General features: G+C 57.3%; 8 protein-coding genes and 1 pseudogene. 3 read left to right on the top strand and 6 right to left on the bottom strand.

The window, feature by feature from the left end:
• Positions 1-146, top strand: a pseudogene (locus tag C6W55_RS15240) (IS30 family transposase); the annotation flags it as partial.
• A 406-nt stretch (positions 147-552) separates the two neighbouring features.
• Here C6W55_RS15240 and C6W55_RS15235 read toward each other — a convergent pair.
• The gene (locus tag C6W55_RS15235; protein WP_286893615.1) at positions 553-1,134 is read right to left on the bottom strand and encodes a hypothetical protein; all 582 of its coding nucleotides are present in this window, start codon (positions 1,132-1,134) and stop codon (positions 553-555) included.
• 156 nt (positions 1,135-1,290) lie between these two features.
• Between C6W55_RS15235 and C6W55_RS15230 the strand changes: the two genes are divergently transcribed.
• Together C6W55_RS15230 and C6W55_RS15225 are read left to right on the top strand one after the other, a co-directional pair.
• The gene (locus C6W55_RS15230; protein WP_015256007.1) at positions 1,291-1,665 is read left to right on the top strand and encodes an RDD family protein; all 375 of its coding nucleotides are present in this window, start codon (positions 1,291-1,293) and stop codon (positions 1,663-1,665) included.
• Positions 1,662-2,162 carry a hypothetical protein gene (locus C6W55_RS15225; RefSeq protein ID WP_015256008.1) on the top strand — a complete coding sequence of 167 codons (501 nt, stop codon included), beginning with the start codon at positions 1,662-1,664 and terminating at the stop codon, positions 2,160-2,162. The genes C6W55_RS15230 and C6W55_RS15225 overlap by 4 nt, the downstream gene beginning before the upstream one ends.
• Before the next feature lie 45 nt (positions 2,163-2,207).
• Here the strand turns inward: C6W55_RS15225 and C6W55_RS15220 are convergent, their stop codons facing one another.
• The 5 genes from C6W55_RS15220 to C6W55_RS15200 form a co-directional block, all read right to left on the bottom strand.
• Positions 2,208-3,623 (bottom strand): family 43 glycosylhydrolase, encoded by a 1,416-nt coding sequence (locus C6W55_RS15220; RefSeq protein WP_286893614.1) that lies wholly within the window; start codon positions 3,621-3,623, stop codon positions 2,208-2,210.
• Positions 3,624-3,641: 18 nt separating this feature from the next.
• On the bottom strand, positions 3,642-5,957 hold the full coding sequence (locus C6W55_RS15215; protein WP_286893612.1) for a glycoside hydrolase family 95 protein: 2,316 nt from the start codon (positions 5,955-5,957) through the stop codon (positions 3,642-3,644).
• Positions 5,954-6,709 carry a response regulator transcription factor gene (locus C6W55_RS15210; RefSeq protein ID WP_015256011.1) on the bottom strand — a complete coding sequence of 252 codons (756 nt, stop codon included), beginning with the start codon at positions 6,707-6,709 and terminating at the stop codon, positions 5,954-5,956. Before C6W55_RS15210 ends, C6W55_RS15215 begins: the two co-directional genes overlap by 4 nt.
• A complete protein-coding gene (locus C6W55_RS15205; RefSeq protein WP_286893611.1) occupies positions 6,684-8,450 on the bottom strand; it encodes a sensor histidine kinase in 1,767 nt (588 codons plus the stop codon). The genes C6W55_RS15210 and C6W55_RS15205 overlap by 26 nt, the downstream gene beginning before the upstream one ends.
• A gap of 122 nt (positions 8,451-8,572) precedes the next feature.
• Positions 8,573-10,138, bottom strand: coding sequence for an extracellular solute-binding protein (locus C6W55_RS15200; protein WP_286893610.1), 1,566 nt, complete (start codon positions 10,136-10,138; stop codon positions 8,573-8,575).
• Between the last annotated feature and the right edge of the window lie 39 nt (positions 10,139-10,177).

The following is a 10,177-nucleotide window of genomic DNA, read 5'->3' as shown; positions in this document are numbered from 1 at the left end:
TCTTTCCTAAAGGACACGATTTCGCCATTGTTACAGACGAGGAGCTTGCGAGGGCTGTTCGCCTCATCAACAACCGCCCTCGAAAATGCCTGAACTGGAAATCTGCTTACGAAGCATTCATGGATGAACTGTCGCATTTAGCTTGACAATCCGTCATTTGAATAAATGAAGTTCTTGGATGCAATTTTGAATTGTATCTTCCCTACAATCGTATCCTCGTTTTTTACTATGCCAATGGTGCAGTAGTATTGGCTCCTCGGTTCACTCGCAAGAGACAGCAAGTACGGAATGGACATCTGGGAATAGATGTACTTCCCTTCCACCTCGCGATCGATGTTCAAATTCATGATGTATACACATTCGTGATAAATAAAGAAGTACATGGAGACGGTATCTCCGAACTTGACCATTCTCTTGTCGAAATAAATCACGATGAATTCATCCGTCGAATCAAAATACAGCGTACGGTCAACGGGATTCAATGAATCGTCGACTGCTTTGCACAATCCGATGAGATCGAGAGAGGCCTCTGTAAATTGAATATCATCCATCTCAATAGATTACAGAGAACCAGGTTTTCGGGTCTTGCAGCTTGTTCAGGGTATTGGCTACGGTTTGCTTGACGGGCTGCACCACGTTTTTGTCAATCCTTCTTCCGATTTCGGAAAGATTTACTTCCACATTGACTTCTCCGCCTGCCACCAAATAGGCGCCTACGCCGAATTCAATTTTGATATCGCCTTTATTGTTGGTCGATCCAACTCCGTACGTGCGGTCGCCTGCGGCAACTCCCGCAAATCCTGAACTGCTCGTTTTTCCGTTCGCTTCCTTTGTTCTTTCAGCCTCAACGGCAATTTGGAGTTTGTTTGTAACGCTGACATTGGCGCCCGCATACAAATTTTGTGTAGGTTTACCGCTCGTTGAAACGGAGTTGTACGACTTTGCAGATATCTCGGCTTTGACGCCTGCTACGGATACTTTGGCCCCTAAACCGGTTCCGGTATTGACCGTGACAGTGGCAATGCTCGTACTTTTCTGGGAGTAGGTAACGTTGCCCTTCTTGTTCTCGTTGACAGATTTGGCTTGTGTTTTTGCGGTCGTGCTGGTAGATTTGGTAGAGGATACGGACGGCATAGCAAATACCTCCATTTACTGATATTTCAATATTCTTGATTCGACACGAATATTACTATATTTAGTCTATTTTTGTAAAGTATTGAATTATTTCTTATTAATTGCTATAATTATATTTAATTCTGATCTTACGAGAGGATAGTCGAGGTTTGCGTCATGCTCAAACGACTTGTTGCTTACTTTATCGATCACACACTAGTCTGCCTGATGTTTGGACCCGTGCTCGCGTTGTGGTTGATCCTGAATCCGGACGTCAACTTCGAAACAGCGCAGTCCGTCATGTATTTGGCCATGATCCCGGCGATTGCCTTATTGCTGCTTCGGGATTGCTTGAACGGCCGCAGTCCGGGCAAACGGCTGCTGAAACTGCGAGTAGTTGACGCGGATCGCGGAACAATGCCCGAACAACGCCGGCTGATCTTGCGGAACGTGACCCTTCTGATCTTGCCAGTTGACTTGTTGGTGTTCCTGATTTCCAGGGGGCGGAGGATCGGGGATTTCCTCTCGGGGACGCAAGTGGTGGACGCATGACGGAAGAAAAAAGTGCCTTTTCGAAAGCCCAATTGATCTTCAGGTTTCGCTCGTTCAAACTCCCCCTCGCCGTCTTCTCGCTTGGCATCATCGGTTCGGCGGCTGCATTCGTGTTTGATGCGAACCTGTTTCTCAAAGTGCTGTGCATCGCGATATGCCTGGTTTCCGGCGTGCCTCCGGCCATCTGGTACCGGCTGGACGACACCAGCGTGAAACAGTATTTTTTGAATATTCGAGTCCGCAAAATTATTCTTGCGGACATTCGCGAAATCGAGCTTGTCGAGAAGCGAACCCTGATCACGATCGAGTTGACGAAGGACACGCCCGAGTTGGAATGCTATGTTTATCTGAAGAACGGCTCCCGTGTCCCGTGCGGCACAAATTACTGGATCAACACCGATCGCAAGCCGCTGACCGACATCCTGATGTCCAGAGTCAAGGTGCCGAAAGATTACATCACCGTCTATAAAGGACCGAATCTCACAACCGGCGTTTGAACATCCGGCATGACAAAAGGGAGGCCGCAAGCCTCCCTCTTCCCGTTATTCCAGCGTAAAGGATGCCAACTGCGCGTTGCCCTCGCCCCTGTACGTGAAGTACAGCGCGTGGACGCCGTCCGGAATCGCGATGTCCGCCGCGTATTCCTTCCATACGTTCGTGAAGTTTACGGGAATCGAGCCGAGCGCCGGGCCGTCCCACGTTGTCTTCACCTCGAAGGCGCCTTTCGCGTAGCCGCGCACCTTGATTTTGACCCTCTTCACGCCGCGGCAGTCGAAATATTTGAAGCCGGCCGTCGCCGTATCCCGCATGTTCGCGATGTAGCCGGGCTCCTCGTCCCCGTCCTTGCCGTCCTGGGTAATCTTCGGGAACCGGCCGTCCATCCAGGCGCCGTAGGTGCCGATGTACAGCTCCTCATCCTTGCAGAACAGATTGCAGGCGATATAGGCCGGATATTCGCCGCGCCCGGCGAGCGGTCCGCCGTTCAGGCCGCAGGACGTCATCTCCGCCTGCACGATGCTGCCGTCCTCCCGGAATCGGATCGGCTCCGCGCAGCCTTGCCGGGAGTAATGGTGGCCGTTCGTCTGCCGGTGATAGAAAATGTACCACTGGTCCCCGATCTCCACGATGCTGCCGTGGTTGTTCCCGCCGTAGTACATCGGCTTGTCCGCCGGCTTGTACGAATCGATGTGCAGGTCCGCGTTGCTGACGATGACGCCGCCGTACGTGAATCCCTTCCTCGGGTCCTTGCTCGTCGCGTAGCACAGCTCGTGCATGAGGATGGACGAATAAATCAGGTAATACGTGTCCCCGCGCTTGCGGATCGACGGCGCCTCGAAATATTCGTGCCCCTCGAACCCGGTTCCCGCGCTGTACGGCTCGCTCGGCAGCACGAACACCGGCTCCTCGACGATCGTCAGCATGTCCGCGCCGAGCACCGTCGCCATGCAGCCGTTCCGCGACCTGTCCCCTCTCGGGCAGAACCCGGTATACAGATAAGTCTTGTCCCCTTCCGTCAGGACACCCGGGTCGAACTGGTGCTGGTCTCCCTCCCGCTCCCCGAGGCGCGTGCCGTCCGGGTACCGGACATAACCGTAGAACTCGTACTTGCCGGCCGGCGTGTCGCACACCGCAACCGACACGACCGACACCTTGTCCAGCACATAGAACAGGTAGTACCGTCCGTCCGGCCCCCGGGTCACATCCGGCGCGTACAGGCACATGCTGCCGTCCGGATTGAGCGGGTCGTCCGTCTTCTTGTAAATGACCCCTTCATACCGCCAATCCCCCAGATTGTCCACGGGCGCCGACCAGCAGACGTAATCGTTCAGGCAGAAAACATGGCCGTTGAACCGGTCATGCGAGCCGTAGACGTACACACGGCCATCGAACACATACGGTTCGCCGTCGGGTATGTACTCCCAGGACGGCAGATACGGGTTGAACGCTTGTTTCTTCATGCCATCATCCCCTTTTATTTATTTGGCCTTCAGGCAATATCTGAGCCCTGCCTGCGCTTCGAACGACATCACATCCGCATATCGCGCGTCCCGCCGGACCGCAACCTCGCGATCGCCCAGCCGGACCTCCACATCGCGGGAAACCCGGAACGTGCAGGTGCCGTCGCACCGGGGCGTGATCCATGCTTCGACCAGAACGCCTTCCGCCCACCTGATGTCAACCTCGTATCCCCCGCGCGTGCGCAGCCCCGCAACTTCCCCCGCGGGCCAAGCTTTCGGCAGCGCCGGAAGCAGGTGGATGACGCCGTCGTGGCTCTGCAGCAGCATCTCGGCGATGCCGGCCGTGCCGCCGAAGTTGCCGTCGATCTGGAACGGCGGATGGTTGTCCAGCAGATTCGGCAAGGTCGATTTGCACAGCAGGGCGACGAGATTCTCATGCGCCAGCTCGCCGTCCTCCAGCCGCGCCCAGAAATTGATGATCCACGCCCGGCTCCAGCCGGTGTGCCCGCCGCCGTGCGACAGCCTGCGCTCCAGCGTGCGGCGCGCGGCCTGCGCAAGCTCCGGCGTCCGCCGCGGCGTAATCTGATCGCCCGGGTGCAGGGCGAACAGGTGCGAGATGTGGCGATGCCCCGGCTCCGCTTCATCGTAGTCTTCGTACCATTCCTGGATCGTGCCGAGCTTGCCGATTTTCTCCTTCGGAAGCCGCTTGAGCACGAGCTCCGCTTCGCGGATGAACGCCTCGTCGGAGGCCTTGCCCGTCCGGTCCGACAGCACCCGCTCCGCCTCTACACAAGCGCCCAGCAGCGCGCGGATGATCTGCGTATCCATCGTCGGGCCGGCGCACAGCACGCCCGTCTCCCCGTTCGGCAGCACGTAGCTGTTCTCCGGCGATACCGATGGACAGGTGACAAGCTCGCCGCTCGGCCCTTCCACCAGGTAATCCATCACGAACCGTGCCGCTTCCTTCATCGTCTCCAACGACCGCTCAAGGAACGGCAGATCCTGCGTGAACCGGTAATGCTCCCACAGATGCAGGCAGAGCCAGGCCGCGCCGAGCGGCCAGTACGATGCGGGAATATAGGTGTCCTGCGGCGCCGTGTCCGCCCAGATATCGGTGTTGTGGTGCGCGGCGAACCCCCGGCAGCCGTACATGACCCGCGCCGTCCTGCGGCCGGGTTCCCTGAGCCGCTCGATCAGGTCGAACAGCGGTTCATGGCATTCGGGCAAGGCGCAGCTTTCCGCGGGCCAGTAGTTCATCTGCGCATTGATGTTGATCGTGTACTTGCTGTCCCACGGCGGCAGGAAGTGGTCGTTCCAGATGCCCTGCAGATTGGCGGGCAGCGATCCCGGACGGCTGGAGGCGATGAGCAGATACCGTCCATATTGAAAATACAACGCCGCAAGCGCCGGATCCTCTTCTCCCTTGCGCAGACGTTCCAGCCGCTCCGGAACGGGAAGTACGCTCCGCTCCTCATCTCCGCCCAAAGCGAGTGACACCCGGCCGAACAGTTCCCGATAGTCCCGCACATGCCGCGCATACCGCTCGTCATCCGGCGCCGCGCATACGGTCCGGGCATGCGCCAGACAATGCGCGAGCGGCTCCTTCTCGCGGAAGCTGGTCGCCGCCGAGATGACCAGCGTCACGCTGTCCGCATGCTCAACCACGAGATGTTCGCCGATTGCGTCCAGACTGCCGCCCTCGGTCCTCGACGTCACCGCCGCCGCGAAGGAAACGCCCTCCGCTCCGCCGCTCGCGCCCGTCATGTAGATCGCGTCCGTCCCGCTGCGGCCCGTCGCATCGACGTAACGCCATCTCGCCCTCTCCAGCCGCGCCGTGAGCGAGATCTGCCCCGGCCGGTCGGCGGTCGCGCGGACGATGATCGCCTGATCCGGACAGCTTGCATAATACTCCCGCCGATGCCGCACGCCGCGGTGCAGAAATTCAACCGACGCGACGGCCCGCTCCAGATCCAGGCTTCGCTGATATTGCTCGACCGCATCCGGATCGATCCCTTCGAAATGGAGCAGCAACTGCCCGAGCGGTTCGTAATGCCGCTGCGTCTCGGGAATGCCCGACAGGCCCGTCACCGCCAGCCGCTCCGCCTCCCGCGGCTTTCCTTCGAAAATCAACCGGCGAATTTCGGGCAGCACCTTCGCCGCATCCGGATTGTTGCGGTCCCGCGGACCGCCGTACCAGAGCGAATCTTCGTTGAGCTGCAGCCGCTCGCTCACCGGATGGCCGAAGACCATCGCGCCCATGCGGCCGTTGCCGATCGGCAGCGCTTCATTCCACTCGGCGGCCGGCCGGTCGTACTTCATCACCAAACGGCTCATGCTCCATCACCTTTCGCATCCGATTCCCGATAAGCCCCCGGCGTGCAGCCGACGAGCTTCTTGAACACTTTCATGAAATGCTGCGGATTCTCGAATCCCACCTGATTGCCGATCACCTGAACGGGCAGGCCGCCGTCTTTCTTCAGCAGCTCCTTCGCTTTCTCGATCCGGTAATGGTGCAAATACTGCACGAACGACACGCCCGTCTCCTTCTTGAACAACTGGCTGATGTAGTTGGGATGCAGTCCCGTCAGCTCGGAACACTGGTCCAGGGACAGGTCCCGGTGATAATGCTGATCGATATGCCGCAAAATTTTCTCCACATGGAAGCTGTACTGCGAATCGGACCGCGCATGCTTCGCGCCGTCCTGCTCCTCTTCCAATATCGTTTTAGCTACAGTGCGCAGCAGGTCCAGCAATTCCATCTTGTTGATCGGTTTCAGCAGATAATCGATGACCTGGTGGCGGAGGGCCTGCCTGGCGTATTCGAATTCGTCATGGCCCGTCAGGATGATGAAGCGGCCGCACGCTCCGCGCTCCTTCACTTCCTGAATCAATTCCAGACCGTTCATCTCCGGCATGTGAATGTCGGTCATGATCAGATCGGGCGCGAAATCCTCCATGACAGACAAGGCTTCACAGGCATCCAGGGCGCTTTCGATCCGGGTGAACGGCGTCTTCCCTTCCCTTATGATCTTGACGATGCCGTGCAGAATCACCATCTCGTCATCCACGATCAGCAGGTTCAACATGTCCATTCATCCCTTTTTTGTTCAAATAAAGCCTGAAATCCGTCCCTTCGCCGGGCTTGCTGTCCACTTCCAGACGGGAATCTTCTCCGTAGTACGTCTTGATGCGCTCGCTGACGTTGTAAATGCCGAGGCCGCTGTCCCGGGTCGAAAATTCCTTGATATCCAGCCGATTGTTCAGCAGCCTCCGGATTTCCTCCAGCCGCTGCTCCGGCATGCCCGCGCCGTTGTCCGAGATCTCGACCCGCACGCGGTTGTCGTCATCCGTGATGCGGATCGCGATGGCCCCCTTCCGCCGGATCGTCGACAGTCCGTGCACGATGCAATTTTCAACCAGCGGCTGCAAAATAAACTGCGGGCACGGGATCTGGCGGATGTCGGCCTCGACCGAGATGCTGTACGTGAGCCGGCTGCCAAGGCGGGTTTTCTGGATTTTCATGTAGTTCTCGATATTCCGGACCTCATCGCTCAGCCTGAACTGCTCGTGGTCGCTCGACAGGCTGTAGCGCATGAACTGTCCGAAGGAATAAGCGAGTTCCGCCACTTCGCGGTCGTCGTTCGCCTCGGCCAGCATGCGGATCGTTTCCAGCGTGTTGTACAGGAAATGCGGTTTGACCTGCGCCTGCAGCGCCTTGTAGGCGCTTTCCTTTCGAAGCAGCTCCGAGCGCTGCACTTTGTTGACCAGCTCATCGATCCGCTGCAGCATCGAGTTATACGTGTAGGTCAGATAGCCGATCTCGTCCTGGTCGTCCCGATGGTCGAGCGTCTTGAAGTTGTTCTCGCCGACCTGGCGCATATGTCTGGCCAATCGCGACAGTCTTTTCGTCACCGACACCGCCAGCATGTAGTAAATCCCCGACAGGAGCAGCAGCAGCCCGGCGATCATCAGGAACAGCCAGACTCTCTGCCTGGCCGTGCTGGCGAACACATCCTCTGTTTTGCTGACGACGGCCGCTCTGAGCCCCAGCTCCTCGATCGTCAGGTGGTTGACGAGCAGCGACTTGCGGTCGAGGAAGAAATACGCGAACGGCCGCTCGAGCATCTTTCCGATCATGTCTTCCCTCGCGCCGGGCGGGCTGGACTTCAAATCCCCGGTCAGCAGGTAAACGTCCGAGCGCCCTTCATTGCTCAGCGTATTGGCGAAGCTGTACAGCAGTTTCGGATCGACCTCGACGGAGAAGACGCCGACATGTTTGGAGAACCGCTCGGCGTACATGTTCTGGTAATAGGCCAGCTTCCATTCGCCCGATTCGGACAATTCGCAGAACCAGAGGCCTTTGCCCGGAGGGAGCCGGCGCAGCTCTTCCCGGACGTTCGATGGAAGGGCTTCCATATCGATGATGTGTTCCGGAGCGGTGAATACCCGCTCGCTTGCCTTGTAGATCCGGATATCCCGGATATGGTCATTGCCGTACAGCATGCCCGACAGCAGGGGCTTGATGTACTTCTGGTACGAGTAGACGTATTCCCAGTTGTACCGGTACACGCCGTTCAGATAGTCGATGACGTTGGAGTTGTGCTGGAACAACCCGTAATTGGACGAGATCTGCAGCAGATCGATCCTCAGGTTGGCGTACGACTGTTCAATGATTTGCTGCTTGCCGCCCGCATATTCTTCGATCATGCTCTGGTACATCAGATGATTATGGTAGAAACCGAAGGTGATGACCGGGACAAAGATGATGACGAAATAGCCCAGCACCATTTTCCTGACAATGCTCATTCTGGAGAACAAACGTTTCATCACCTTCACGTCCCTCGGGCAGCAACGGTCTATGTCTATACGACTACTTTAATCCCTTCGCAGTTGCGCAACAAGTGGAAAAAAGGGGTCTGGGAAGGACCCCTTTGTACGCCTGCTCCGGATTATTGATTGAACAGCTCCTGCATCTTCTTGTATTCCGCCGTCGCCCAGCTTTCCAGTTTGCTGAGCCCGATGTCTTCCGCGAGCTGGAGCATCTTCTGATACGCCTGTTCCGCAGCTTCCTCCGATTCGGCCAGATAGATGCGGACTTCCTCCGTTTTCACCATTTCCTTGATCTTGTCGAAAATGATTTTCTCGTCGGTGCCGTCCTGCAGCTTCACCATGCCGATTGCGGGATTGTGGTCCGTAATTTCCTTGATCTCCTGCAGCGCCTTCGTCGTCTGCGTGCCCGGCACGTATCCGCGCAGCCCTTCCACGATCGCGTCCGAATACAGGTACCACCATTTCAGGCCTTCCGAATTGACGTATTCGGCGTCGTTCACATCGTAATGGAAGACCGGGTAGCCGTCCGGATGCCACTCCCAATGCTTGCCCTCGATGCCGAACATGACCAGCTCCAGGCCTTCCTTGCTTGCCAGGAACTTGATGAACTCGATCGATTTCTGCGGGTTCTTGTTGTTCTTCGTGATATAGACCCCGGAGAAGCCGGTGCCGGTGCTCAGGTTGTACGCTTCATCCGTGAGCGCCGACGGAATCATCGTGAACTGATAATTGTTGCCCTGGTTCTTCACCTTGGCGTTGTCCGCCTCCGCGACGCTGACGGTATGGCTGTGGGCGAACGCTCTGCCGGTGACCGCGTATTCGTCGTCAATCTGGTCGTTGCTGTACGTGAAGTTCTCGGCCAGAATATAGCCGTTCCGGTACAGACTGTTCATGAATTTGTAGAACTCGAGCGCCTTCGGATGCGAGATGATATGTTTCAATTGGCCGTCCTGCTCATGCCAGGAGCTGTGCGGCGGGATGCCGAACTGCATTTTGAAATACTGCGGAATCCATTCGATGTCCATCGTCATCGGGACCATGTCCGGGTATTTCTGCTTCACCTGCTCCAGGACGGAGACGAAATCATCCAGCGTTTCGATCTTCGCGCCGAGCTCGTCCAGAATGTCCTGTCTCACCGCGATGCCGGGGTTGCCGTCGTTGCCCAGCGCGTAAGGGTTGCTCGCCCATTCTTCCGGGGTGGCGAAGGAATTGAGCACCGTGTACACGTTGCCGTCTTGCGCCGTGTTCACCGCCAGCCGGACCGGATCGATCTCGAAGTCCGGCGCGTACTTCTCGATCAGTTCATTCCAGGGGTACGACATGTCCGGATTTTCCAACCGCGGCTCCCTTAACGTGAAGATCAGGTCGGGCAGATCGCCGGATGCGATCATGAGCGGCAGCTGTTCCGAATCGGCGGCGACCGTGACGTTCAGCTTGACGCCCGTCCGCTTCGTGATTTCTTCCGCGATCGATCCCGTCCAGGACCGAACCGGGTACCAGGAGTGGTTGATGAACAAGTCCAGCTCCACGATTTCATCCTGCGATCCGGAGTCGGAGGCCGATCCGTTCTGGCCCGTCTGACCCCCGGAATTGGAGCCGGATTTCGCGTTGCCTCCTCCGCCGCATCCGGCCAGCAAGGCCAGGATGAGCGTCAGAATGAACAACGAACCCCATGTCTTTTTCATTCGCGAGCCCTCCATTGTCTGTGAGTTTATCTTATTAAA

The sequence above is a fragment of the Thermobacillus sp. genome (assembly GCF_003390775.1).
Taxonomy (GTDB): Bacteria; Bacillota; Bacilli; order Paenibacillales; family Paenibacillaceae; genus Thermobacillus; species Thermobacillus xylanilyticus.
Note: the sequence above shows the minus strand (reverse complement) of the source record. Positions and strands in the feature narration are given on the sequence as shown.

Coding starts and splice junctions, on each gene's coding strand:
- C6W55_RS15235 (WP_286893615.1), bottom strand. CDS start 1,134: ATGCCGTCCGTATCCTCTACCAAATCTACCAGCACGACCGCAAAAACA.
- C6W55_RS15230 (WP_015256007.1), top strand. CDS start 1,291: ATGCTCAAACGACTTGTTGCTTACTTTATCGATCACACACTAGTCTGC.
- C6W55_RS15225 (WP_015256008.1), top strand. CDS start 1,662: ATGACGGAAGAAAAAAGTGCCTTTTCGAAAGCCCAATTGATCTTCAGG.
- C6W55_RS15220 (WP_286893614.1), bottom strand. CDS start 3,623: ATGAAGAAACAAGCGTTCAACCCGTATCTGCCGTCCTGGGAGTACATA.
- C6W55_RS15215 (WP_286893612.1), bottom strand. CDS start 5,957: ATGAGCCGTTTGGTGATGAAGTACGACCGGCCGGCCGCCGAGTGGAAT.
- C6W55_RS15210 (WP_015256011.1), bottom strand. CDS start 6,709: ATGTTGAACCTGCTGATCGTGGATGACGAGATGGTGATTCTGCACGGC.
- C6W55_RS15205 (WP_286893611.1), bottom strand. CDS start 8,450: ATGAAACGTTTGTTCTCCAGAATGAGCATTGTCAGGAAAATGGTGCTG.
- C6W55_RS15200 (WP_286893610.1), bottom strand. CDS start 10,138: ATGAAAAAGACATGGGGTTCGTTGTTCATTCTGACGCTCATCCTGGCC.